Source organism: Halomonas sp. A29 (genome assembly GCF_046723295.1).
GTDB lineage: Bacteria > Pseudomonadota > Gammaproteobacteria > Pseudomonadales > Halomonadaceae > Halomonas.
Window position 1 is genome coordinate 321,651 of the sequence record NZ_JAXQPR010000004.1, and the last position, 23,216, is coordinate 344,866.

The 23,216-nt window shown below is 64.9% G+C and carries 22 protein-coding genes; 8 read left to right on the forward strand and 14 right to left on the reverse strand.

The window, feature by feature from the left end:
- Nucleotides 1-8 precede the first annotated feature (8 nt).
- Nucleotides 9-686, reverse strand: coding sequence for a 6-phosphogluconolactonase (gene pgl, locus SPH52_RS09800; protein WP_411794832.1), 678 nt, complete (start codon nt 684-686; stop codon nt 9-11).
- A 1-nt stretch (nt 687) separates the two neighbouring features.
- Nucleotides 688-2,196 carry a glucose-6-phosphate dehydrogenase gene (zwf, locus tag SPH52_RS09805; protein ID WP_411794833.1) on the reverse strand — a complete coding sequence of 503 codons (1,509 nt, stop codon included), beginning with the start codon at nt 2,194-2,196 and terminating at the stop codon, nt 688-690.
- Nucleotides 2,197-2,392: 196 nt separating this feature from the next.
- On the opposite strand from zwf, the gene SPH52_RS09810 reads away from it, so the two are divergent.
- Entirely contained in the window at nt 2,393-3,247 is an 855-nt protein-coding gene (locus tag SPH52_RS09810; protein ID WP_411794834.1) for a MurR/RpiR family transcriptional regulator, read from the forward strand.
- 54 nt (nt 3,248-3,301) lie between these two features.
- Here the strand turns inward: SPH52_RS09810 and SPH52_RS09815 are convergent, their stop codons facing one another.
- The 5 genes from SPH52_RS09815 to SPH52_RS09835 form a co-directional block, all read right to left on the reverse strand.
- Nucleotides 3,302-3,925 carry a 2-dehydro-3-deoxy-6-phosphogalactonate aldolase gene (locus SPH52_RS09815; protein WP_411794835.1) on the reverse strand — a complete coding sequence of 208 codons (624 nt, stop codon included), beginning with the start codon at nt 3,923-3,925 and terminating at the stop codon, nt 3,302-3,304.
- 20 nt (nt 3,926-3,945) lie between these two features.
- Nucleotides 3,946-4,905, reverse strand: a complete 960-nt coding sequence (locus SPH52_RS09820) for a 2-dehydro-3-deoxygalactonokinase (protein ID WP_411794836.1) — start codon at nt 4,903-4,905, stop codon at nt 3,946-3,948.
- Nucleotides 4,906-4,915: 10 nt separating this feature from the next.
- Nucleotides 4,916-6,064: a galactonate dehydratase gene (gene dgoD, locus SPH52_RS09825; RefSeq protein ID WP_411794837.1), complete on the reverse strand. Its 1,149-nt coding sequence runs from the start codon at nt 6,062-6,064 to the stop codon at nt 4,916-4,918.
- Complete coding sequence (locus SPH52_RS09830) at nt 6,061-6,861, reverse strand: FadR/GntR family transcriptional regulator (protein ID WP_411794838.1); 801 nt, start codon at nt 6,859-6,861, stop codon at nt 6,061-6,063. Before SPH52_RS09830 ends, dgoD begins: the two co-directional genes overlap by 4 nt.
- 133 nt (nt 6,862-6,994) lie before the next feature.
- Nucleotides 6,995-8,593, reverse strand: a complete 1,599-nt coding sequence (locus SPH52_RS09835) for a solute:sodium symporter family transporter (RefSeq protein ID WP_411794839.1) — start codon at nt 8,591-8,593, stop codon at nt 6,995-6,997.
- Nucleotides 8,594-8,853: 260 nt separating this feature from the next.
- On the opposite strand from SPH52_RS09835, the gene SPH52_RS09840 reads away from it, so the two are divergent.
- Genes SPH52_RS09840 through SPH52_RS09850 form a run of 3 tightly spaced genes read left to right on the forward strand, consistent with a single transcriptional unit; the run spans nt 8,854 to nt 12,010 of the window.
- Entirely contained in the window at nt 8,854-9,726 is an 873-nt protein-coding gene (locus SPH52_RS09840; RefSeq protein WP_411794840.1) for a putative selenate ABC transporter substrate-binding protein, read from the forward strand.
- The gene (locus SPH52_RS09845) at nt 9,726-10,490 is read left to right on the forward strand and encodes an ATP-binding cassette domain-containing protein (protein ID WP_411794841.1); all 765 of its coding nucleotides are present in this window, start codon (nt 9,726-9,728) and stop codon (nt 10,488-10,490) included. The genes SPH52_RS09840 and SPH52_RS09845 overlap by 1 nt, the downstream gene beginning before the upstream one ends.
- Nucleotides 10,487-12,010, forward strand: a complete 1,524-nt coding sequence (locus tag SPH52_RS09850; protein WP_411794842.1) for a PhnE/PtxC family ABC transporter permease — start codon at nt 10,487-10,489, stop codon at nt 12,008-12,010. Before SPH52_RS09845 ends, SPH52_RS09850 begins: the two co-directional genes overlap by 4 nt.
- Nucleotides 12,011-12,062: 52 nt before the next feature.
- On the opposite strand, the gene SPH52_RS09855 is transcribed toward SPH52_RS09850, so the two are convergent.
- On the reverse strand, nt 12,063-12,440 hold the full coding sequence (locus SPH52_RS09855; protein ID WP_411794843.1) for a RidA family protein: 378 nt from the start codon (nt 12,438-12,440) through the stop codon (nt 12,063-12,065).
- A 242-nt stretch (nt 12,441-12,682) separates the two neighbouring features.
- On the opposite strand from SPH52_RS09855, the gene modA reads away from it, so the two are divergent.
- From modA to modC, 3 genes are read left to right on the forward strand one after another with little or no spacing between them, the layout of a single operon-like run.
- Nucleotides 12,683-13,462, forward strand: coding sequence for a molybdate ABC transporter substrate-binding protein (gene modA / locus SPH52_RS09860; RefSeq protein WP_411794844.1), 780 nt, complete (start codon nt 12,683-12,685; stop codon nt 13,460-13,462).
- Nucleotides 13,463-13,468: 6 nt separating this feature from the next.
- Entirely contained in the window at nt 13,469-14,167 is a 699-nt protein-coding gene (modB, locus tag SPH52_RS09865) for a molybdate ABC transporter permease subunit (protein ID WP_411794845.1), read from the forward strand.
- Nucleotides 14,164-15,228 (forward strand): molybdenum ABC transporter ATP-binding protein, encoded by a 1,065-nt coding sequence (modC, locus tag SPH52_RS09870; protein ID WP_411794846.1) that lies wholly within the window; start codon nt 14,164-14,166, stop codon nt 15,226-15,228. Before modB ends, modC begins: the two co-directional genes overlap by 4 nt.
- Nucleotides 15,229-15,252: 24 nt before the next feature.
- Here modC and SPH52_RS09875 read toward each other — a convergent pair whose 3' ends face one another.
- From SPH52_RS09875 to SPH52_RS09900, 6 genes are all read right to left on the reverse strand, one after another.
- A complete protein-coding gene (locus SPH52_RS09875; protein ID WP_411794847.1) occupies nt 15,253-15,621 on the reverse strand; it encodes a winged helix-turn-helix domain-containing protein in 369 nt (122 codons plus the stop codon).
- Between the two features lie 112 nt (nt 15,622-15,733).
- Nucleotides 15,734-16,588: a universal stress protein gene (locus SPH52_RS09880; RefSeq protein WP_411794848.1), complete on the reverse strand. Its 855-nt coding sequence runs from the start codon at nt 16,586-16,588 to the stop codon at nt 15,734-15,736.
- A 114-nt stretch (nt 16,589-16,702) separates the two neighbouring features.
- Entirely contained in the window at nt 16,703-18,193 is a 1,491-nt protein-coding gene (locus tag SPH52_RS09885; RefSeq protein ID WP_411794849.1) for a SulP family inorganic anion transporter, read from the reverse strand.
- A gap of 342 nt (nt 18,194-18,535) precedes the next feature.
- Nucleotides 18,536-19,453 (reverse strand): DMT family transporter, encoded by a 918-nt coding sequence (locus SPH52_RS09890; RefSeq protein WP_411794850.1) that lies wholly within the window; start codon nt 19,451-19,453, stop codon nt 18,536-18,538.
- A 65-nt stretch (nt 19,454-19,518) separates the two neighbouring features.
- Nucleotides 19,519-20,325, reverse strand: coding sequence for a slipin family protein (locus SPH52_RS09895; protein ID WP_411794851.1), 807 nt, complete (start codon nt 20,323-20,325; stop codon nt 19,519-19,521).
- A 51-nt stretch (nt 20,326-20,376) separates the two neighbouring features.
- Nucleotides 20,377-21,840, reverse strand: a complete 1,464-nt coding sequence (locus SPH52_RS09900; protein ID WP_411794852.1) for an NfeD family protein — start codon at nt 21,838-21,840, stop codon at nt 20,377-20,379.
- 136 nt (nt 21,841-21,976) lie between these two features.
- Here SPH52_RS09900 and SPH52_RS09905 point away from each other — a divergent pair, with 136 nt between their 5' ends.
- Nucleotides 21,977-23,179: an ABC transporter substrate-binding protein gene (locus SPH52_RS09905; protein ID WP_411794853.1), complete on the forward strand. Its 1,203-nt coding sequence runs from the start codon at nt 21,977-21,979 to the stop codon at nt 23,177-23,179.
- The last annotated feature ends 37 nt before the right edge of the window (nt 23,180-23,216 follow it).

Sequence of the window (23,216 nt, forward strand, 5' to 3'; positions counted from 1 at the left end):
ACTCCAGTTCAGGGGGCCCAGTAAACGGCCAGCGGGCAGGAAAGGAAGGCGCGGATCGGCAGTTCGCGCGAATCGTCGCCGGACATGGCCCGGGCCAGTACGCTGCGCTTGTCATCGCCGGTGATGTGCAGCACGTGACGTCGCGCCTGGTGCAACCGGTCGGCACTGAGGGTGATGCGCGGCTGGGGCTGGCTGGGCGTGCGCACGGCCAGTACCGGGGCATCGGTGGTGAGTCCCAGCTCCAGCTCGCGGCTGTCGGGAAACAACGAGGCGGTGTGACCGTCTCCACCCATGCCCAGCACTACCAGGCTGGCGGGCCAGCTCAGCGCCTCGATGCGCCGGGTAACCGCCTCGACGCCCTGCTCCGGAGTCTCGTCTTCCGTAGTCAAGGAGATGAAACTGGCCGCTGCCGCCTTGCCCTGCAGCAGATGACGGCGCACCAGGCGAGCATTGCTCGCCTCGTTCGATTCGCTCACCCAGCGTTCGTCGGCCAGAGTCACGTCGACCCGCTCCCAAGGCAGCTCCTGCCGTGCCAGGGCCTGGAAATAAGGTACCGGCGTCGAGCCACCGGAAAGCACCAGTAGCGCCCGCCCCTGCTGAGCCAAGTCCTGGCGCAGCGCTTCGCTGGTGGCTTCGGCGAGCTGCTCGGCGAGCTGTTCACGCGGCTTGGCATTCACTTGCGTCATGTCAGTAATCCTCGTACCAGCTGCGCCCATCCTGGGTGATCATGGCGATGGAGGCCACCGGCCCCCAGGAGCCGGCCGGATAACGCCGCGGCGGCTCGCCCATCTCCTTCCAGGCGGCAACCAGGCTGTCACACCAGTGCCAGGCATGCTCCACCTCGTCGCGGCGCACGAACAGGTACTGCTGCCCCTTCATCACTTCGAGCAGTAGTCGTTCATAAGCATCGGGAATCCGCGCCTGGGGAAAGGCACTGCCGAAATCCAGGTGCAGCGGACCGCGGCGTAGGCGCATGCCCCGGTCCAGGCCGCTGTCCTTGGTCAGCACCTCCAGCGCGATGCCCTCGTCGGGCTGCAAGCGGATGACCAGCTTGTTGGCCGCCAGGTTGCGCTGGTCGGGGTCGAAGATGTAGTGCGCCTGCTGGCGGAAGTGGATTACGATCTGCGACAGCTTCTCCGGCATGCGCTTGCCGGTGCGCAGGTAGAATGGCACCCCCGCCCAGCGCCAGTTGGAAACGCCCGTCTTCATGGCGACGAAGGTCTCGGTCTCGCTCTCCTGATTGGCGCCTTCCTCCTCGAGATAGCCGGGAACCCCCTTGCCTTTGATGGTGCCGGCAATGTACTGGCCGCGCACCACGTCGCGATTCAGCTTGGCCTCGCTGAAAGGCTGCAGCGCCTTGAGCACCTTGACCTTCTCGTCACGGATGGCGTCGGCATCGAGGTTGGCCGGTGGGTCCATGGCGATCAGGCAGACCAGTTGCAACAGGTGGTTCTGCACCATGTCACGCAACTGGCCGGCACGATCGAAGTAGCCCCAACGCCCTTCGATGCCTACCTGCTCGGCCACGGTGATCTCCACGTGGGAAATGTGGTTCTGGTTCCACTGGGTGCCAAACAGGGGGTTGGCGAAGCGCAGCGCGATCAGGTTCTGGACGGTCTCCTTGCCCAGGTAATGATCGATGCGATAGACCCGGGATTCCGGGAACACCTCGCCGATGGCATCGTTGATCTCGCAGGAGGATTCAAAGTCATAGCCGATCGGCTTCTCGACGACCACGCGGGAGAGTTCGTCGAGGCATTCACCGGCCTGCAGATTACGGCAGATATCGCCGTACAGGCTCGCTGGTACGGCCAGGTAGACGACCAGGGGGCAGACCACGGTGTCATGGCGCACGGCCTTACGCCACTCGGTAATGCCGCGATAGCCTTCGGCGGTGGCGAAATCGAGCTGCAGGTAATCGAGGCGTGCAGTGAAGCGCTTGACGGCCTTGCTGTCGAGTTCCGCGGGCTTGACGTAGGTCTGCAGGGTTTCGGCAACCTGCCGGCGGAAGGCGTCGAGCTTCAGCTCCTGCCGAGCCAGCCCGAGGATGCGCGTGTCGTCGTGCAGCAGGCCCTCGCGGTCAAGGTGATAAAGCGCCGGATAGAGCTTGCGCAGCGACAGGTCGCCCAAGGCACCAAACAGTGCGAGATCGATGACCGGCCGATTATCTTCCTCTGACCGCTTGGTTGCATTCATGTCCGCCCCCATCTGGTTAATTTACACAAAAAATACGTAAAAACAGGCTGTCATTCAACCAATATTTTGTAATATTACGCTCAAAATCAGCTATACCTATAGGTCAATTCGCGCCCAGCCGACACTCCGCGATAGGATAGCCGGCGATCATGTTGTTAAATCACTACATCACCATTTCAGAAGAGTCTCAACCATCATGGCCCACGACCTGCTGCAACGAATCCGTCAACGCCTCGAGGAGCTCAATCGCTCAGAGCGCAAGGTAGCAGACGTCATCCTGGCCGACCCGGCCCGGGCCACCGGCCTGAGCATCGCCAGCCTGGCACAGGCCGCCTCGGTCAGCGAACCCACGGTCAACCGCTTCTGTCGCAGCTTCAACGCCAAGGGCTACCCTGACTTCAAGATCAAGCTAGCCCAGAGCCTGGCCGGCGGCACACCCTATGTCAGCCAGTCGGTGGAGCCCGGCGATGCAGCAGAGGCCTACACGGGCAAGATCTTCGGCGCCACCATCGCCGCCCTGGACGAAGCCAGCCGCACGCTCGACCCAGCTCGTATCGAGCGGATGGTGGACTATCTGATACAGGCCAAGCAGATCCACTTCTTCGGCCTGGGCGCTTCCGGCGCAGTGGCCCAGGACGCTCAGCACAAGTTCTTTCGCTTCAACCTGCCGGTCACCTCCTATGTGGACGTGCTGATGCAGCGCATGGTCGCCTCGGCCTGCCACACCGGCGACGTGGTGGTGGTGATCTCCTGGACCGGCCGTACCCGCGAGCTGGTCGACATCGCCCAGCTGGCGCGCGCGAGCGGCGCCGTGGTGCTGGGTATCACCGCCCCCGGATCACCGCTGGCTGCGGAGTGCACCGAGACGCTCGAGGTCCCCACACCGGAGGACACCGACGTCTACATGCCGATGACCTCGCGCATGATCCAGCTCACCCTGATCGACGTACTCGCCACCGGCGTCACCCTGCGCCGCGGCGAGGACTTCCTGCCTCACCTGAAGAAGATCAAGGATAGCCTGCGCGACACCCGCTACCCGCCCCGCGGCTGAATCCAGCCGCGTCGCAGCAGAAAAGGCAGGGAAAAGATCAATGCCGAGTCAGGTTCACGCCTCGCTGCCAGCAGCCCGCCAGGCTGCCACCAGCGCCTGCGCTTGCTTGCCCACCTGCTCGGGCGACTGTCCGGGTCGGTAGAGGGCACTCCCCAGGCCGGCACCGCTGATACCGCCAGCGCGCCAGGCGGCGAACTCGTCCGCGCCGATACCTCCCACGGCATAGAGCCGAGTGTCGCTCGGCAGCACGGCTCGCAGCGCCTTCATCCCCTCCACGCCCACCTGAATGGCAGGAAACAGCTTGAGGCCGGTGGCACCGGCATCCAGCGCATCGAAGGCCTCCGACGGTGTCAGCACACCAGGCCAGCTCTGCATGCCCAGGCGTTGGGTCTCCTCGATCACCGTGGGACGACAGTTGGGCGACACCACCAAGCGCCCCCCGACGGCATGGACCTCCCGTACCTGGCCCGGGTCGAGCACGGTACCGGCACCTACCAGCGCACGCTCGCCCAGGGCATCGACCAAGCGGCGAATACTCTCCAGCGGCTCGGGCGAGTTGAGCGGAACTTCGAGGGTGTCGATGCCAGCGGCGAGTACCGCCTCACCCACCGCGACCGACTCTTGCGGGGTGATACCACGCAGGATGCCAATCAACGGCAGAGTCCTGGACTTAGTCATGGGCAATCTCCTTGCAGACGTCATGAGCCGGCCTGCGCCAGCCCCAGGCCGGCCAGCACCGCCGTCTCGCCGTCGAGGCGGCGGCTATCGTGTCCAAGCGCTTCGAGGGCCAGGCCATAGCGGGCGCACAGCGCCTCACTGCCGATCAAGGTGAGAGGAGCGTCGGGCAGGTCGTGGCACATGCCGGCGAGTTCCAGACCGACGACAAGCCCCGAGAGGCGCGCCCCCAGCTGGGCATGCCGCGCTGGTCCGCGCGGAAGCGAATCGTCGAGCAGGTCGGCAGCGCGCAGCGCGAACAGCCACTGGCTGAAGCGCCCGGGCTCGGTGGCTGCCTCGCGCACTGCGGCAACGAACGCCTCACGGCAGCCAGGCTCGGCGAGTTCGGCATCATCCACGGAGTGCTTGAGCACCGACTGGCTGGCCAGCAGAGCGTAGAGTTCGCCGGTAAGCGCCGTGGCGAAGCGCACGACCGTGCCGGCCTCGAGCCATGCCCATTTGGCGTGGGTACCGGGCAGACAAACCAGGCCCGTGAAGCTAGGCTCACGGGCCACCAGGCCGGCCAATTGGGTCTCCTCGCCGCGCATCACGTCAAAACCACGCCCTGCCTCGTTGGCGTGCTGGCACAGCCCCGGCAACAGGCGCACGTTCAAGCGCGGGTCGCGCACTGCTGGCTCGACGGCACCTCGGGCGAGGCCGTTCAGGGGCGTCGGCAGCGGCAGGTAGGCCGCCTCGCACCACCCCTGGCGGGCACCGGCCATGCCGCAGACCCACACCGGCACGCGGCCGGAAGCGGGCAACCAGTCACCGATCGCCTCGAGCAGGGCGGGCTCGTAGTCTTCTGGAGCCAGAGCCAGCATGCCCTTGTCGCTCCCAGCCCGCGCCAGCACCCAGCCCTGCGCATTCATGGCCCAGGCGCGCAGGTTGCTCGAGCCCCAGTCCACGGCAACCCACGTCAGCCGCTTGCACACCTCATCGCTCATGGCTGCCCCCTCACCACTCGGCGATGGAGCCGTCCTCATGGCTCCATACCGGGTTGCGCCAGCGATGCCCCACCTTGGCCCGCTCCTCGACGAACGCCTCGTCGATCTCCACGCCGAGCCCAGGCCCTTGGGGAATGGCACAGAAGCCGCCCTCGATGGCTAGCGCCGACTTATCGACCAGGTAGTCGAGCACGTCATTGTCCTGGTTGTAGTGGATGCCCATGCTCTGCTCCTGGATGAAGGCGTTGTGGCTCACCGCGTCGAGCTGCAGCGAGGCTGCCAGGGTCAACGGTCCGAGCGGGCAATGCGGCGCCAGGGCCACGTCATGGGCCGAAGCCAGCGTGGCGATCTTCAGCCCCTCGCTGATGCCGCCGCAGTGGGAGAGGTCTGGCTGGATAATGTCAATCATGCCCTCGGCCAGCAGGTCGCGAAATTCGAAGCGCGTGTGCAGCCGCTCACCGGTGGCCAGCGGATAGCCGAGCCCGCCGGCGATATGCTTCAGTGCCGGCAGATGCTCGGGGGCCACCGGCTCCTCGACGAACATCGGATGGTAGGGCTCAAGCTCACGCAGCAGAGCCTTGGCCATGGGGCGGTGCACCCGGCCGTGGAAGTCGATGGCGATCCCTATCTCGGGCCCCACCGCCTCGCGGGCCTCGGCCACGCGCGCCACGGCCTCGTCGATCTTGCGATGCGAGTCAACGATCTGCATCTCGGCGGTGCCGTTCATCTTGAAAGCGGTGAAGCCGCGCTCCACCAGCTCCCTGGCTCCCGCCCCCACGTCGCTTGGCCGGTCGCCGCCGGTCCAGGCGTACATGCGCATACGATCACGCACCGCACCGCCCAGCAGTTGATGCACCGGCACACCCAAATCGCGCCCCTTGAGATCCCACAGCGCCTGGTCGATGCCGGCGATGGCGCTCATCAGGATCGGGCCACCGCGATAGAAGCCGGCGCGGTAGAGCGTGTTCCACAGGTGCTCGATGCGATGCGGGTCCTGGCCGATCAGATAGTCGGCGAGTTCGTGTACCGCGGCCTCCACGGTGGCGGCGCGCCCCTCGATGACCGGCTCACCCCAGCCGTAGCAACCGCTGTCGGTCTCGATCTTGAGGAACAGCCAGCGCGGCGGCACCTGCCAGGTCTTGAGTCGGGTGATCTTCATTCTGAGTGCTCCTTGGCATGGGCATGGTGTTCGGCCACCGGCGCGGTGGCAGGTCGAGCGGCAGCATCGGCGACGATACCCAGGTCGATGGCGGTACGCCCCAGCACGTCGGCGGCGGCAGCTTCGGCAGCATCACCATCGCGGCAGCGGATCGCCTCCAGCAGGCGGCCATGACGCGCCAGGCTATCCTCCAGGCCATCGTGAAGCGGCTGGAGATGGGCCTGGGAGCGCTGGATCAGGGCGATGACCGAGGGCCGCAGCAGGTGCCCCATCTGGCGCCACACCAGGTTGTGGGTGGCGCGGTAGATGGCGTCGTGGAAGGCCACGTCGTACTCTGCGTGCTGGGTGCTGACCTCCGGCCTGCCTGCGGTACGCCGCATGCCCAGGAAGGCCGCCTCCAGGCACTCGAGATCCTCCGCCTCGGCCGCTCGTGCTGCCAGGCGGGCGACGGCGGGTTCCGCCGAATAGCGAAAGGCGAAGATCTCGCGCAGCAGCTCGGCATCGGGCGTTTCGATACTGGTCATCCACTCGCTGACCAGCGGGTCGAGCAGATGCCACTCGCCGATTTCGCAGACCACGCTGCCACGCCCCGCGGTGCGTTCGATCAGGCCCAGGGCGACCAGCGTGGCCAGGGCATTGCGTACCTGGTTGCGACTGACCTCGAAATGCGCACAGAGGTCGCGTTCGCGTGGGAAGGTCTCGCCGGGGCGCCAATGCCCCGACAGCAGCGCCTGGCCCAGCAGCCGGGCCAGACCGTCGGCACCTCCCTGGTGGCGCGGCAGTGAAACCAGCGTCATACGGCTCTCCATGTTTATCATCGAAATGTCAGACATTTCGTTCATCATCATGCTACGCCGCTCCGGGGAAAGACAGCAAGAGGGATGAGCAGCTAGACGAAGCGGCCCCAGTCAGGGCCGCCCCAGTGCGCCTTCAACCGCCGGCGAAGGCTGCGTAGATGATGATCACCAGCACTACCAGCACGAGACTGGCGGGAACGGCACCGCGCCAAGGCGTGAGATCGACGGCACCGCTGTCCTCGTGTACCCAGTCGGTCTCACGCGGGCGCAGCTTGCCGATCACCAGCATCAGGGCGACCAGCAGCACGAACACGCCGGCCACGAAGTGGAACTCGTGCATGACCAGCGGAAGCCGGTCGAATGGCGGCACGAAGTAACCGGCGGCGATCATCAGGCAGCCACCTACCAACGCAACCTTGGCGGCCATGGGCGGCACCCGCTTGGTCAGCAAGCCTACGATCACTACGGCCAGGATGGGAATGAAGTAGATCGCATTCATGCGTTGCAGATAGCCGAACAGGCTCTCCTGCCCGGCCAGCAGCGGCGCGATGGTCATGGTGGCGATGGCCATGATCCAACCGAACACCTTGCCAGACTTCACCACTTCCTCGTCCGTGGCATCCTTCTTCAGCACGCCCTTGTAGATGCCCAGACTGAAGATGGTGGTAGTACTGTTCAGCGCCGAGTTGAACGACGACAGGATGGCACCCACCATCACCGCAGCGAAGAAGCCGGTGAGGTACGGCGGCAACACGTGGAACACCAGGTGGCCGTAGGCTTCGTCGGCGCGCACGCCCTGATCGGCATAGAGGTGATAGGCGATGATGCCCGGTAGCACCAGGTAGAGCGGCCCGAGCAGCTTGAAGAAGCCGGTGAGCAGCACCCCCTTCTGTCCTTCGGCCAGGTTTTCGGCAGCAAAGGTGCGCTGGATGATCTGCTGGTTGGTGGTCCAGTAGAAGAGGTTGATCAGGAAGACCCCGGTAAAGAGCGTGGAGAACGGCACCTGCTGGTCGGATCCGCCCAGGGAGTTGAGCTTGTCCGGGTCACTCGCCTTGAGGATGTTCCAGCCTTCGAGAATTCCACCATCGCCGCTCACCGCCTGCAGGCCGAAGTAGACGATGACGAAGCCACCGATCAGTAGCCCGACGCCGTTCAGCGTGTCCGACACGGCCACGGTGCGCAGCCCGCCGAACAGGGCGTAGATCGAGCCGATGATCCCCACCACCCATACCGTGAGCCACAGCAGCAGCGTACTCGACTCGATGCCGGTCAGGCCGGAGAGGTCGAGCATGCCCTGCAAGCCCATGGCGCCAGAGTATAGAATGATCGGCAGCAGGATCACCGCATAGGCAATCAGGAAGATCACGTTGGCGATCAGCTGGGTGCCAGAGTCGAAGCGGATCGCCAACAGCTGGGGCAGTGTTGCGATCCCGCTCCTGAGGAAACGTGGCAGGAAGAACAGCGCCAGTGCCACCAGGGCGATGACCGCCACCACCTCCCAGGCCATCACGCTCAAGCCGTCGCTGAAGGCGGCACCGTTGAGCCCCACCATCTGCTCGGTGGAGAGGTTGGTCATCAGCAGCGAACCGGCGATCAGCGGAAAGGTCAGCGAACGACCGGCCAGGAAATAACCGCTCGTGCTGGCATGGTCGTCGCGCCGGGTCAGGCGCCAGGTAATCAAGGCGACCAGCCCGGTGAAGAACAGGAACGACAGTAGCGTGAGGGCATGCATGCGGATATCACTCCTTGAAGGCGCCGGCAGTCCGTTGGATTAAAAATGTCTGACATTGGTAAAACTACGACATTTTAGGCAAGCGAGACGTGTTTTATATTCACCATTAGTCGCATAAGCGTCATAGAACTAAGAAAGTTTACTTATTTTCTGCTCAGCATCTGCCAGATCCGCCATAGGCAAACTGCGCTGGGGTTGTCAGCCGGACGGCACGGCACAACAATAGCGCCTCTACCTCCCACGCCCGCAAAGGAGCCCCCATGCGCCGGACCGCACTGTCTGCGACCTTCCTGCCCGCCATCGCCTTCACGCTGTTCGCGCAGGGCGCGGTTGCCGAGACCTTCCGCTTCACCGCCATTCCCGACGAGGATCAGGCGCGCTTGGTGGAGCGCTTTTCCAAGGTAGCCGACTACCTGGAGGAGCGCCTCGGCGTCGAGGTGGAATACGTGCCAGTGAAGTCCTACAGCGCCGCGGTCACCGCCTTCCGCAACGACCAGGTACAGCTGGCATGGTTCGGCGGGCTGTCCGGCGTGCAGGCTCGGCGACTGGTGCCGGACTCCCAGGCGCTGGCCCAGGGCAGCGAGGACAACGCCTTCATGAGCTACTTCATTGCCCACGAGTCCACCGGGCTTACGCGCGCAGATGAGCTGCCCGACGACATCGAAGGCATGAGCCTCACCTTCGGCTCACGCACCTCCACTTCCGGCCGGCTGATGCCGGAACACTTCTTCCGCCAGCGCTTCGACGACGCCAACCCGGAGGACTTCTTCTCGCGGGTGGGCTATTCCGGCGATCACTCGCGCACCATCGCCCTGGTGGAAGCCGGCACCTATGACATCGGCGCAGTCAACTACACGGTGTGGGAAGCCGCCGTGGAGGATGGTCGGGTGGATACCGACAAGGTGGACGTGATCTGGGCCACGCCGCCCTATCCCGACTACAACTGGACCCTGCGTGGCGATGCCGACGAGCGCTTCGGCGAAGGCTTCACCGACAAGGTCCAGGCCGCCTTTCTGGAGATGGACGACCCGGAGCTACTCGCCACCTTCCCCCGCGAAGCGTTCATCCCCGCCGACAACGACCTCTACGCTCCCATCGAGGAGGTGGCCGAAGCGCTCGGCCTGCTGCGCTGATGGAGGGAGAGCAACGTCGACTGCTGGTTCGCTTCGAGGGTGATGATCTTGGGTATGGCAACCAGGTGGTGTTGCCAGGCCTGACTCTCGCCTTGCACGAGGGTGAACGGGTTGCCCTGCTCGGCCAGAGCGGTGCCGGCAAGTCGACGCTGCTTGGCGAGCTGCGTGCCCGGCTCAGGCGCCAGGTTGCCTGGTGCCCGCAGCACCACGGCCTGGTACCGCAGCTCGCCGTCTATCACAACGTCTTCATGGGCCGGCTACCGGAGCACTCGGCGCTGGCCAACCTGTGGAACCTGGTGCGCCCCCTGCGCGGCCCCTGGCGCGAGGTGACAGCGCTGTGCGGCGAGCTGGGCCTGGCCGGCCTGCTGCGCCGGCCGGTGGGTGAGCTCTCCGGCGGCCAACGCCAGCGAGTGGCCATCGCCCGTGCCCTCTACCAGGCGCGGCCGCTGTTCCTCGGCGACGAGCCAGTCGCCAGCGTCGACCCCCATCAGGCGCTGCGCCTGCTGGACCTGATCGATGCTCGCCACACGACCTCGGTGGTTGCGCTACATCAGCGCGAGCTGGCGCTGACCCACTTCGACCGAGTGTGGGGGCTGCGTGACGGACGTCTGGTGATCGATGCACGAGCCGACCAGCTCAGCCTGGCCGAACTGGACGCGCTCTACCCCGATGCCGACCGACCTGACCACAGCCCGCCGCCTGACGATGGTGCCGCCCCCCTGCCGGACATCGATGCGCTGCCCTGTGCGCGGGGGCGGCCGTGAGCGATGGCCTGACGCGGCGCCACGGTGAGTTGGCAGCAAGCTGGTGGCGCGGCACTTCACCCGGCCTGCGCCTCGCCCGTCACACCCTGGGCCTGGTGGCCTTGGCCGTGCTGCTGGCGCCTTTCGCCGATCTGGCGATTCACACCCGCGACCCCTGGGGTGAGCTCGGGCGCATGGTAGCCGGCCTGGCCTGGCCGGCCTGGAGTGCGCTGGAGTCACCCTTGGCGGCGCTCGGACTCACCGTAGCAGTGGCGCTGTGGGGCACTCTGGCCGGTGTCATACTGGGTTTTCCCCTGGCGCTGCTGTTTGCCCGCTCGCGCCTGGTACGTGCCGGTTGCGCCTTCGTGCGAGCCATTCACGAACTGTTCTGGGCGCTGCTGTTCCTGCAGGTGTTCGGACTATCGGCGCTGACTGCCCTGGCGGCACTGGCAATCCCCTATGCCGGCATCTTCGCCAAGGTCTACGCCGAAATCCTCGAGCAGACTCCGCGCGCGCCGCGCGATGCCCTGCCACCCGGGAGTGGGCGGCTGGCGCGCTTCGTCTACGCCGAGCTGCCGCTGGCCTGGGCCCAGCTTGCCGCTTACACCCGCTACCGCTTCGAGTGCGGCTTGCGCGCCAGTGTACTGCTCGGCTTCGTCGGCTTGCCGACCCTGGGCTTCCATCTCGAAACCGCCTTTCGCGAAGGGCGCTACCACGAGGCAGGCGCCCTGCTGTGGTTGTTCTACCTGCTGATCGCAAGCCTGCCCTGGTGGGGCCACAAGCGCTTGATTCCGCTGCTGCTGGTGGGTGGTGCCTGGCTGTTGGGCCCCTGGCCGAGCATCGACGGCGGGCTGCTGTGGCGCTTCGTCTCCGAGGATATCTGGCCGGCGGCACTGCTTGCCGGTGACTGGGCGGGGTTCGTCGCGTGGCTGGCACGAATTCCGGCGCTGGGGCCCGCCATCGGCAACACCCTGCTGCTGGGGTTGCTCGGTACCGTGGGGGCGCTGCTGGTGGCACTCGTGCTATGGCCGCTGGCCAGCCGCCACTTCGGCAACCGCGGCACCCGCCTGGCCGGACATGGGGTGCTGATCTTCCTGCGCTCGACGCCGGAACTGATGCTGGCGTTCGTCTTCCTGCTGCTGCTCGGCCCTTCGCTGCTGCCCGCCTGGCTGGCGCTGGCGCTGCACAACGGTGCCTTGATCGCCTTCCTGGTGGCGCGCCACGCCGACGCCATTACGCCCGGCATGCCGGGGCTGCCCGCCAGCGGACGGTTGGCCTACGAGCTGCTGCCGCGGGTCTACCCGGGGCTGCTGGCACTGCTCTACTACCGGGCCGAGGTGATCCTGAGGGAAACCGCGATACTGGGTATGCTTGGAGTCGCCACCCTGGGCTTCTACATCGAGGAGGGCTTCGACTACCTGATGTTCGACGTGGCCTTCTTCCTGCTGCTGGTCACCGCCATGCTGAACATCGCCGTGGACGCCCTCTCGCGGCGGCTGAGGCCGCGAGAGGCGCCGCTCGACGATCCCTGCATTCGTTAGGAAGCCACCGAGGCTCTGCAGCGCTCGATATCCAAGAACCTCGCTGGCTTCCTCAGTAAGGATAGTTGCGGCCAGCTACGACGGCGGCCGTCACGGTGATCTCGACCTTGAGTTCATCGGCGGGCATGGGCGCGCAGACGCAGGTGCGTGCCGGGGCATGGCCGGTGGGCACCCAGGCGTCCCATACCGCGTTCATGGCGGCGAAGTCGCTGCCGTCCTTGAGGTAGACGGTCGCACTGAGCAGGTGCTCGCGGTCGGAGCCGATTTCGGCGAGCAGTGCATCGACCCGCGCCAGCATACTCTCGGTCTGTTCGGTGATGTCACCCTGACGCGCTTCGGGACCGGCCACCTGGCCGCACAGGTAGGCAATACCGTTATGGATCACGGCACGGCTCATGCGCGCCTTGGTGTCGTGACGGACGATAGTCATTTCTTCTCTCCTCAGCAAAATGGTCAAAAAGGCGGGCTGCTCTGGTTCAAGAAACCATTCGATTCTACCGCATCCGAGCCGGCCACTACGGACGCAACTGACAAGTTCCAGCAGGAATACCCCTTGTGCGGTATACACACCATGCGTTATGCATGGCAGTATACGACGGTTCGTTATATTCACCGAGATACGACGACTCGCCTGAGCCGTATAAAAACCACGACCCTGGAAGAGGACTGACGGTGGCACATATTTTCAAGGGCTTGTTGGCCGGTGTGGTCATCCTCGGTCTTTGCCTGCCCCTGGCGACGGCCCAGGCCGACCCACAACCGACCCGCATCGCCGCGGCCTCGGATCTGCGCTTCGCCATGGACGAGATCCTGGAGAACTTCGCCGCCGACCATCCTGATCATCCCATAGAGGTGGTTTACGGCTCCTCAGGGCGCTTTCGCAGCCAGATCGAGAATGGCGCCCCCTTCGACCTCTACTTCTCGGCAGACATCGCCTACCCTCAGGCGCTCAAAGAGGCCGGCCATGCCGCTGGTGAGGTGACCCCCTATGCCGAGGGGCGTATCGTGATCTGGAGCGATGCCGTCGAGGCGTCCGCGCTGACGCTCGACTCACTGGCCGACGAACGCTTCCGACGTATTGCCATCGCCAACCCCCGCCATGCGCCTTATGGCGCCCGCGCCCAGGAAGCCCTGCGCGCCAGCGGCCTGTGGGAGACGCTGGAGCGACACCTGGTGTTCGGCGAGAACATCGTCCACACCCTGCAGCTGGTGCAGAGCGGTGCCGCCGAGGTGGGCATCATCGCCCTGTCGCTGGTCCTCCACCCATCGATACTCGACCAAGGTGGCTACCACTTGATCGACGACGCACTCCACGCGCCGCTCACCCAGGGCTTCATCATCACCCGCCGTGCCGCCGACAACCCTACCGCGCGGCTATTCGCCGACTACATGGGCGCGGCGGAAACCCGCAGCATCATGCGCGCCTATGGCTTCTTGCTGCCGGGAGAATAAGGCGAGATGACGCCATTTGGCATCAGCGAGGCCGACTGGATCGCGCTGCAACTCACCTTCAGGCTGGCCCTGATCAGCACGGCGCTGCTGCTGGTGCTGTGCCTGCCGCTGGCCTGGTGGCTGGCTCATACCCAGCGCCGTGTGAAGGTGGTGATCGAGGCGCTGGTCTCCCTGCCGCTGGTGCTGCCACCCACGGTGATCGGCTTCTACCTGCTGATACTGCTTGGCCCCCGCGGTGCCGTGGGCGGAACCCTGGAACGCTTCGGCGCGAGTCACCTGGCCTTCACCTTCACCGGGCTGGTGATCGGCTCGATGATCTATTCGCTGCCTTTCGTGGTACAGCCGCTGCAGAACGCCTTTCAGGCCATGGGGCGCCGCCCGCTGGAGGTAGCCGCCACACTGCGGGCAGGCCCGCTGGACCGCCTGGTATCGGTAGTGCTGCCGTTGTCGCGCCAAGGCCTGCTCACTGCCGCAGTGCTCTCCTTCGCCCATACCCTGGGTGAGTTCGGGGTGCTGCTGATGATCGGCGGCGGCATCCCGGGCCAGACCCAGGTGGCCTCCATCGCCATCTACAGCCATGTCGAGGCCATGGACTACGCTGCAGCTCACCGGCTGTCGCTGTTTTTGATGCTCACCGCCTTCCTGCTGCTGGTCTGCATCTATGCGCTCAACAAGCGCTTCAAGATCATGGGGGTGATGCCATGAGCCTGGCGTGCGGGTTTCAACTGGAGCGTGGCGACTTCGCGCTGGACGTCCAAATGGCCCTGCCCGAGCGCGGCATCACCGCTCTGTTCGGCCGCTCCGGCTCAGGCAAGACCACCCTGCTGCGCTGCCTGGCCGGCCTGGAAAAAGCCCGTGGTTGGCTGACGGTGAACGGCTGCCGCTGGCAGGACGACGAGCATTTCCTGCCGGTGCATCTCCGTCCCCTGGGCTATGTGTTCCAGGAGGCGAGCCTCTTCCCTCATCTACGGGTGCGCGACAACCTGCGCTATGGCTACCGGCGGGTGCCACTCGAGCGGCGCCGGGTGGACTTCGACGAGACGGTTCGACTGCTCGGCGTCGAAGCCCTGCTCGAGCGCTACCCCCAGGCACTCTCAGGTGGCCAACGCCAGCGGGTGGCCATCGCCCGGGCGCTGCTTGCCAGCCCCCGGCTGCTGCTGATGGACGAACCCATGGCATCGCTGGACGCGACCAGCAAGGCGGAGATCCTGCCCTACCTGGAGCGCCTCCATGGCCATCTGGAGATACCGGTGATCTACGTCAGCCACGCATTGGAAGAGGTGGCCCGGCTGGCGGATCACATGGTGCTGCTGGAGGCGGGACGGGTAATGGCTGCCGGCCCCCTTCAGGAGCTGTTGACTCGCAGCGACCTGCCCCTGGCCCATGCCAACAATGCCGCCGCAGTGCTGGAAGCGCAGGTGACGGGGTACGACGTCGATCATCAGCTCGTTACGCTCAGCTGCGGGGATGTATCGCTGCGGGTCTCGCGGGAACAGGCGCCGCCAGACAAGCTCTTGAGGCTCAGCGTCAGGGCCAGTGACGTGGTGATCAGCCTGACTCCGCCTGTGGACTCCAGTGCGCTCAACTGTCTGCCGGTTCGTGTCGCCGAGATCAGCGACGATCCTCACCCGGGCCATAGGCTGGTGCGCCTGGCGGTCGGCGATCAGGCTCTCCTTGCTCGAATTCCCCGCGAGGCATGCCAGCGCCTGGCGCTTGCTCCAGGCATGGCCGTGTACGCCCAAATGCGGGCGCGAACGCTGACTTGAGCGGCCCCGATCTGGTGATTGACTTCAGGCGGGTGGGAACGAGTCGGAGAAAAGCGAGGCGAAGGCCTCCATCTCCTCGGCCACCGCTTCGCTGGCAATGTGCTGCATGCGCTGGTAGCGCTCCAGCACCTCCACGCCAAGCGGCGTGATTTGCGCACCGCCGCCCCTCTTGCCGCCAGTGGCCGTAGCAACCAGCGGCGCCTTGAAGCACTGATTCATGGTGTCCACGAGCAGCCAGGCTCGACGATAGCTCATGCCCATCGCGCGCGCGGCGGCGCTGATCGAACCCGTGGCGGCTATCGCCTCAAGCAGCTGTGCCTTGCCCGGACCGATGGCGATGGCAGGACCCAGTTGAATGCGCAGGCGAGGAGTCATCGGACTTTGGGCGGCCACGGCGTGCCTCCATTGGACAAGATGCGCAGGATGGTAGCACTCCCCGCAGGCCTCGGCATTCGCTTCACCTGCCCCTTCCATCCTAGCCATCTTCCTTGCCGAAGGGCTCGGCTCAGCGCAATAGCAGGACCGGCCCCTTGGCCCGACGCAACATGGCGGTGGTAGTACTGCCCACCAACAGGTGACGAATGCGCGAATGGCCGTAGGCGCCCATCACCAGCAGGTCGATGTCGTTCTGTTCCTGATAGACGCGCAGGGTTTCTTCCACCTCGCCGGCACGAATCGCCCCCTCGGCCTCGTGGCCGGCCTCGCGCAGCGTGGCCAGCGCCCAGTCGAGCTGCGAACGGTTGTCACCAGTTTCGGCGCCAATGATCACCACGTGCACCGGAACGCCGTTGAAAAGCGGGCTCTTGGCCAGCATCTCGACGCCCTTGCGGGTAGTCTTGCTGCCATCGAAGGCGAGCATCACCCGCTCGGGGCGCTTGAAGGCCTCCGGCACCATCAGGATCGGACGATGCAGAGTACGCACCACCCGCTCCAGATTGGAGCCCATGTGTTCGCTGGCCTGGTGGGCGGTCTCGCCGCGCTTGCCCAGCACCAGCAGACGGATATCGCCCTGCAGCTCGTCGAGGGTCTCGACCAGGGTGCCGTTGCGCTGGCGGGTGGCGGGCTCGGCCACGCCATCCTTGATGGCGCGCTCCTTGGCCGCCTGGAGCATCACCCGGCCTTGCTCCTGGGCCACCTTGGCACGCCGCTCGTCGAGCTGCGAAAGCTCCTCGAGCAGGTGCTCGCGGGAGCCCAGCCCAATGTTGCCGGAGAGATCGGCCTCGGCGGTCTGGGGGTGGTTATCCACCGCGTGCAGGAAGGTCAGCGGCGCATCCAGCGCCAGGCTGGCCCAGGCGGCGTAGTCGCACACCCCGGTAGAGAACTGCGAGCCGTCGATGGCGGCCATTACCTGTTCGGTCATTGTGTCGTTTCCTGGCTGACGTTTTTATCATCGCACCGCATGAGGCGGCACCAACTCCTCAAGCCTGCCGAGCCAATGCTCCCCACCAAGAGGAGCACCGGCCCACCAACGGCGTCAATGACCGCCCATCAATTTATCCACGGCGGCCGGGTCGTCATGGATAGCATAGCGATCGACGATGGTGGCGCTGGCCTCGTTAAGCCCGATCAGCTCCACCTCGGTGCCTTCGCGGCGGAACTTGATCACCACCCGATCCAGCGTCTGCACCGCGGTGATGTCCCAGAAATGCGCGCGGGACAGGTCGATGGCGACTTTCTCCACGGTCTCCTTGAAATCGAAGGCGTTGCCGAAGCGCTCGGAGGAGGCGAAGAACACCTGACCCACCACCGTGTAGATCCGACGGCGGCCTTCGTCTGTTTCCTCGGAGCCGATGTAGAGAATGTTGCCGACCTTGTTTGCGAAGAACATCGCTGCAAGCAGCACGCCAACGAACACACCGATTGCCAGATTGTGGGTACCCACGGTAACGGCCACGGTGGCCAGCATGACGATGTTGGTGCTCATGGGATGCTTCTTGAGGTCACGGATCGAGACCCAACTGAAGGTACCGATCGAGACCATGATCATCACCGCCACCAGCGCGGCCATGGGAATCTGCGACACCCAGTCGGAGAGGAACACCACCATGAACAGCAGTACTACGCCAGCAATGAAAGTGGAGAGCCTGCCGCGACCGCCCGACTTCACGTTGATCACCGACTGGCCGATCATCGCGCAGCCGGCCATGCCGCCCAGCAGGCCGGAGCCGATGTTGGCGATGCCCTGCCCCTTGCACTCGCGATTCTTGTCGCTGGGCGTATCGGTCAGGTCGTCGACGATGGTGGCAGTCATCATCGATTCCAGCAGACCGACCACTGCAAGCATCACCGAATAGGGCAGGATGATCCAAAGCGTCTCGAAAGTCAGCGGCACGTCGGGCCACAGGAATACCGGCAGGGTATCGGGCAGCTCCCCCATGTCGCCGACCGTACGGATCTCCATACCGCTGAGCAGGTAAACGACGGTGAGCACCACGATGCACACCAGCGGCGAAGGAATCGTCTTGCCGATCCTGGGCAGATAGGGAAAGAGATAGATGATGCCAAGCCCGGCCGCGGTCATGGCATAGACATGCCAGGTCACGCCGGTGAGCTCGGGCAACTGGGCCATGAAGATCAGAATGGCCAGGGCGTTGACGAAGCCGGTCACGACCGAGCGCGAGACGAAGCGCATCAGCTCGGCCAGTTTCAAATAACCGGCAGCGATCTGCAGCACGCCGGTGAGCAGGGTCGCGGCGAGCAGGTACTCGAGGCCGTGGTCGCGCACCAGGGTGACCATCAGCAGCGCCATGGCGCCGGTGGCTGCCGAGATCATTCCCGGGCGTCCACCGGTGAAGGCGATCACCACCGCGATACAGAAGGAGGCGTAGAGCCCGACCTTGGGATCGACGCCGGCGATGATGGAGAAGGCGATGGCCTCGGGAATCAGGGCCAGTGCGACCACGATACCGGCGAGGGTGTCGCCCTTGATGTTGGAAAACCACTCTTGCTTGATGGATCGGAACATTCTTCGGTCCAGTCGGTCGTTGTCATGCCAGCCGGCATCAGGCACGGATGGCGTCAGGGTTCGAGCCGCACGCTTTCCTCAGCCTGGCGTCGACGACGCAGCCTGATAGCGATACGAAAAAAACACGAGAATGGGCAAGCTGCCCGTGACATCAGCATGATGTCGAGCGGTGGCGTACCGATGACGGCATCACCCGGGGGAAGGAAGCGCTAGGGCGGCGTAGCCAGCCCGGTCAGAGGAGTCAGCACGTTGCGTCACATCCAAGATCAGGGAGTCTTCAAGTTGCTTTCGCACACGTCTTTCGCATACGAGCAAGCAAGCGCCCGAAACGAGCGCAGCATTCTAGCAGCGTTCTCGCTGCGCTGCACCCTGGGCCCGCAGACGCCGCTCGAGGCGACGCTCGTAGAGTCCCTTGGCCAGCAGCGTGCCGAGCACCAGGGCACCGCCCAGCAACGCCGCCGGCGCCGGGCGTTCGCTGAGGATCCACCATACCCACAGCGTACCCACCACCACCTCGAGCAGCATCAACAGCCCCACCTCGGCGGCCGGTAGATAGAGCGGGCCGCGCTGGATCAGGGTGAAGCCCAGCGGCAGCAGCACCAGGCACAGCAACACCAGCAGCAGCAGGCTGTCGACAGGCGGCAGCGCAATGCCGCCGCCGGCCAGGCCGAACAGCGCCGCCACGGCCGCGACGATCAGCCCCGAAAGCGTGAGCATGGGGCTCATGTCGACCCCGGGCCGGGTACGGCAGAGGGTGAAGTTAGCCGCCAGCGCCGTCGCCGCCAACAGGGCGAAGCCGTTGCCGACCCACGAGCCCGCCCCGGTATCGTCAAGCACGATCAGCGAGGTGCCGACCAGGCACAACCAGATGGCGAGCCAGGTGCGCCTGGGTAATCGCTGACCGAGGAACATTCGTGACAGGAGCGCTGCGATCAGAGGCGCCCCGGCCAGGATCATCAGCACGTTACCGCCCTTGGTGTACTGGTTGCCGAGTACGAAGCCGAACGTGGAGAGGCTGAACAGCAGCGCCACACCGATGCCGGTCCCGCCGCAGCGGCGATAGGCGGCCACGACGCCGACCCCGTGGCGGGCCAGCATGATGATGACGAAGCCCAGCGCGGTGAGCAGCCCACGCCACAGCAGGATATCGCTGTCGGGCAGCCCGATCAGCTTGATCAGCAGGGCGTCGGGAGAAATGATCAGCGCACCGCCACTGGTGAGCAACAGCCCCTGCTGGCGGTGCGAAAGGGAGTGAATCAAGGCGACCTCTTCTTCCGTCAGGTCGCCTCAGGATGCCACGCCAGAGCGGGCCTGGCACACTGGTTTCAGCCTTCGCCCAGATCCTCTGGCCTGTTCGTCTCCGCGTTGCGCGCCTGGGCGGCTGGCGAGGCCTTCAGGTGCCGGAAGGCCTCCATGATGTCCATGGGCAGCGGGAAGAAGATGGTCGAGGCGTTCTTGTTGCTCATGTCGCTCATGGTCTGCAGGTAGCGCAACTGCAGCGCCGCCGAGTTCTCGGCCATGACGTTGGCCGCTTCGACCAGTTTCTTCGAAGCCTGCAATTCACCCTCGGCGTGAATCACCTTGGCGCGCCGTTCACGCTCAGCTTCTGCCTGGCGGGCGATGGCGCGAATCATGGTCTCGTTAAGGTCGACATGCTTGATCTCGACGTTGGCTACCTTGATACCCCAATCCTCCGTCTGGGCATCGATGATCTCCTGGATGTCATCGTTGAGCTTGTCGCGCTCGGAAAGCATCTCGTCGAGGTCGTGCTTGCCCAGCACCGAACGCAGCGTGGTCTGCGCCAGTTGGCTGGTGGCGACGGTGTAGTTCTCAACCCGGATGATCGCCTTCTCCGGGTCCACTACACGGAAGTAGAGTACGGCATTGACCTTGACGGTGACGTTGTCCTGGGAGATGACGTCCTGTTCCGGCACATCCATGGTAATCACCCGCAGGTCCACGACGCTCATCTGCTGGATACCGGGGATCACGATGATCAGTCCCGGCCCCTTCACCGACTGGAAGCGGCCGAGAAAGAAGATCACCCCGCGCTTGTACTCAGGCAGGATGCGGATCGAAGCGGCAATCAGCATGAATAGCAGGACTACCGGCACGAGATATTGAATCATCATGAGCGCTCTCCTTGATGTGTCATAGGCTGGGTTGCATTCATCGCGAATCCTTCACGTTCCATCAGGCTTACGGTCATTGGGCTCGACCTCGAGCGTCAGGCCATCGACCGCCACCACCCTGACCTTCTGGCCACGCCTGAGGGCAGCACCACTGCGTGCGTTCCAGCGCTCCCCCTTCAGGCGCACATGCCCCTCGCCCTGGAAATTCTCCGCCACGACGCCAAGACTGCCGATCATGTGCTCATGCCCGGTGCGGGCCGGCCGTCGGCGCAGGCCAGTGAAGCGAACCATCACCCACAGCATCAGCCCCGCTGCCAGCAGAGCGACACCGCCGATCATGGGCAGCGATACGGCGATCTGGTCGGAATCCATCAGCATCACCGAGCCGATCACGAAGGCGACGATACCCCCCATGCCGAGAATGCCGAAGCTGGGCATCAACGCCTCGCCGACGATCAGGGCCAGGCCCACCAGGATCAATGCCAGGCCGGCGTAGTTGATCGGCAGCAGTTGGAAGGCGTACAGCGCCAACAGCAGCGAGATCACGCCAATGGTGCCCGGCACCAGGGCGCCGGGATTGGAGAGTTCGAAGATCAGTCCGTAGAAGCCGATGATCATCAGGAAGTAGGCGACGTTGGGGTTGGTGATCACCTGCAGCAGCTCGGTGCGCCAGTCGGGATCGAAGCGCTCGATGGAAAGGTTCGCGGTGTCCAGGGTGCGCTCGCCGCGTTCCATCACCACGTCGCGACCGTCGATCTGCTCGAGCAGGTGCTCGATGTCGCGTGCCACCACATCGATCACGTTCATCTCGAGAGCTTCACGAGCGGTCAGGTTGACTGCCTCGCGCACCGCCTCCTCGGCCCAGTCGGCGTTGCGGCCGTGACGCTCGGCCAGGCTGCGAATGTAGTAGACGGCGTCCTCGAGAACCTTGCGCTCCATGGCAGTCTCGCCGCGCCGGCGGGTATCGGCCGGCTCGGCGGTCGCCGGTTCTTCCTCGTCGGCCGCCTCCTCCCCGTTGGCGCCGTTATCCGCCTCTTCTCCGTTGGCCTCGTCGTCGTCAGGATCGTCAATGCCGGGAAAGCCGCCGCCCATCTGCACCGGCGTGGCAGACCCCAGGTGTGTCGCCGGCGCCATGGCCGCCACATGGCTGCCGTAGAGCAGGTAGGTGCCGGCGCTGGCGGCGCGCGCCCCGCTGGGCGAAACGTAGATGGCAATGGGTACCGATGAGGTCAGCATGGCGCGGATCATGCTGCGCATGGTGGCGTCGAGACCGCCCGGCGTATCCATCTGTACGATCACGAGTTCGGCATCGAGCTCGGCGGCACGCCGCAGACCGCGCTCGAAGTAGTCGCCGGTGGCCGGCCCGATGGCGCCCTCCACCGTCATGACCAGGGCGATGCGCCCGTTCTCCTGGGCCTGGCTCTGCCATGCCAGCAGGCCACCGCCGACGATCAGGCACAAAAGGCTCGACCACAGCACAAGACGATGAAACCAGGCGATACGGCGCACGCTCATGGATGACCTTTCCTCGAGTCGTGATGAGGGTATGCTTGGAGGATCTGCTGCTGATTCAGCATCTTCTGAATTCAGGTTAGCAGGCCGGGCAGAGAAAGCCGAACCCACCGCAAGGCTATCGAGAAGGAAAACGACGATGCCGAACCGCTCCCTCGCCACCGCCCTCATCCTGTCGCTCACGGCTTCGCTTCCTGCACTGGCGAGCGACTGGCAGACGGTGCTCGACGAAGCCCGCGGCCAGACCGTCTACTGGCACGCCTGGGCCGGCGACACGCGGATAAACGACTATCTCGACTGGGTGAAGCGCCGGGTACGGGACGAACACGGGATCGAGCTGGTGCACGTCAAGATCGACGACACCGGTTCGGCCGTCTCCCGGGTGCTGGCCGAGAAGCAGGCCGGCAACCACGAAGGCGGCAACGTGGACCTGATCTGGATCAACGGCGAGAACTTCGCCACCATGAAGGAGAGCGAGCTGTTGTTCGGCCCCTTCGCCGAACGCTTGCCGAACTTTGCACTGACCCATCCCGAGCATAACCCCGAGATAGTGACCGACTTCACACTACCCACGGAGGGCTTCGAGTCGCCCTGGGGCAAAGCGCAGATCACCTTCTACTACGATGCCGAGGAGATCGCGGAAGCCCCTCCAAGCAGCATGTCCGAGCTTCTTGCCTGGGCCGAGGCAAACCCAGGTCGCTTCACCTACCCGCGCATTCCCGACTTCCTCGGCAGCACTTTCCTCAAGCAGGCGCTGATCGCCGTGACAGAAGACACCGAGGCGCTCTATGTCCCGGTGAAACCGAGCGACTTCGAGGCCGTCACCGCGCCGCTATGGGATTACCTCGATGCACTGCATCCTCATCTGTGGCGCAGCGGCCGACAGTTTCCCGCCAACGGCCCCGAGCTGCGTCGTCTGATGGGAGACGGTGAATTGGCTCTGGCCTTCACTTTCAACCCGGCGGAGCCGGCCGCCGCCGTGGCCAACTTCGAGCTGCCCGAGTCGACCCGCAGCTACGTGCTGGACGGCGGCACTCTGGGCAACGTGCATTTCGTTGCCATCCCCTACAACTCACCTCACCGGGCCGGCGCCATGGTCGTGGCCAATTTCCTGCTCTCACCCGAAGCCCAGGCACGCAAGCAGGACCTCTCGGTGTGGGGCGACCCCACCGTGCTCGACGTAACACGTCTCGACGAGGATGATCGCGCACGCTTCGCACAGGCATCGGACAATCCTGCCCTGCTGGAACCGGAGGCATTGGCCGAGACCTTGCCTGAGCCACACCCGAGCTGGATGACGGCACTGCAGGAGGCGTGGCAGGCGCGCTATGTCGGCCGTTAGGGAAGCTCGAGAGATGCCGCGCAAATTCCAATGGCAC

Excerpts from the sequence above, each read along its gene's own strand:
- pgl (WP_411794832.1), bottom strand. The coding sequence starts at position 686 with ATGACGCAAGTGAATGCCAAGCCGCGTGAACAGCTCGCCGAGCAGCTC.
- zwf (WP_411794833.1), bottom strand. The coding sequence starts at position 2,196 with ATGAATGCAACCAAGCGGTCAGAGGAAGATAATCGGCCGGTCATCGAT.
- SPH52_RS09810 (WP_411794834.1), top strand. The coding sequence starts at position 2,393 with ATGGCCCACGACCTGCTGCAACGAATCCGTCAACGCCTCGAGGAGCTC.
- SPH52_RS09815 (WP_411794835.1), bottom strand. The coding sequence starts at position 3,925 with ATGACTAAGTCCAGGACTCTGCCGTTGATTGGCATCCTGCGTGGTATC.
- SPH52_RS09820 (WP_411794836.1), bottom strand. The coding sequence starts at position 4,905 with ATGAGCGATGAGGTGTGCAAGCGGCTGACGTGGGTTGCCGTGGACTGG.
- dgoD (WP_411794837.1), bottom strand. The coding sequence starts at position 6,064 with ATGAAGATCACCCGACTCAAGACCTGGCAGGTGCCGCCGCGCTGGCTG.
- SPH52_RS09830 (WP_411794838.1), bottom strand. The coding sequence starts at position 6,861 with ATGACGCTGGTTTCACTGCCGCGCCACCAGGGAGGTGCCGACGGTCTG.
- SPH52_RS09835 (WP_411794839.1), bottom strand. The coding sequence starts at position 8,593 with ATGCATGCCCTCACGCTACTGTCGTTCCTGTTCTTCACCGGGCTGGTC.
- SPH52_RS09840 (WP_411794840.1), top strand. The coding sequence starts at position 8,854 with ATGCGCCGGACCGCACTGTCTGCGACCTTCCTGCCCGCCATCGCCTTC.
- SPH52_RS09845 (WP_411794841.1), top strand. The coding sequence starts at position 9,726 with ATGGAGGGAGAGCAACGTCGACTGCTGGTTCGCTTCGAGGGTGATGAT.
- SPH52_RS09855 (WP_411794843.1), bottom strand. The coding sequence starts at position 12,440 with ATGACTATCGTCCGTCACGACACCAAGGCGCGCATGAGCCGTGCCGTG.
- modB (WP_411794845.1), top strand. The coding sequence starts at position 13,469 with ATGACGCCATTTGGCATCAGCGAGGCCGACTGGATCGCGCTGCAACTC.
- modC (WP_411794846.1), top strand. The coding sequence starts at position 14,164 with ATGAGCCTGGCGTGCGGGTTTCAACTGGAGCGTGGCGACTTCGCGCTG.
- SPH52_RS09880 (WP_411794848.1), bottom strand. The coding sequence starts at position 16,588 with ATGACCGAACAGGTAATGGCCGCCATCGACGGCTCGCAGTTCTCTACC.
- SPH52_RS09885 (WP_411794849.1), bottom strand. The coding sequence starts at position 18,193 with ATGTTCCGATCCATCAAGCAAGAGTGGTTTTCCAACATCAAGGGCGAC.
- SPH52_RS09895 (WP_411794851.1), bottom strand. The coding sequence starts at position 20,325 with ATGATGATTCAATATCTCGTGCCGGTAGTCCTGCTATTCATGCTGATT.
- SPH52_RS09900 (WP_411794852.1), bottom strand. The coding sequence starts at position 21,840 with ATGAGCGTGCGCCGTATCGCCTGGTTTCATCGTCTTGTGCTGTGGTCG.
- SPH52_RS09905 (WP_411794853.1), top strand. The coding sequence starts at position 21,977 with ATGCCGAACCGCTCCCTCGCCACCGCCCTCATCCTGTCGCTCACGGCT.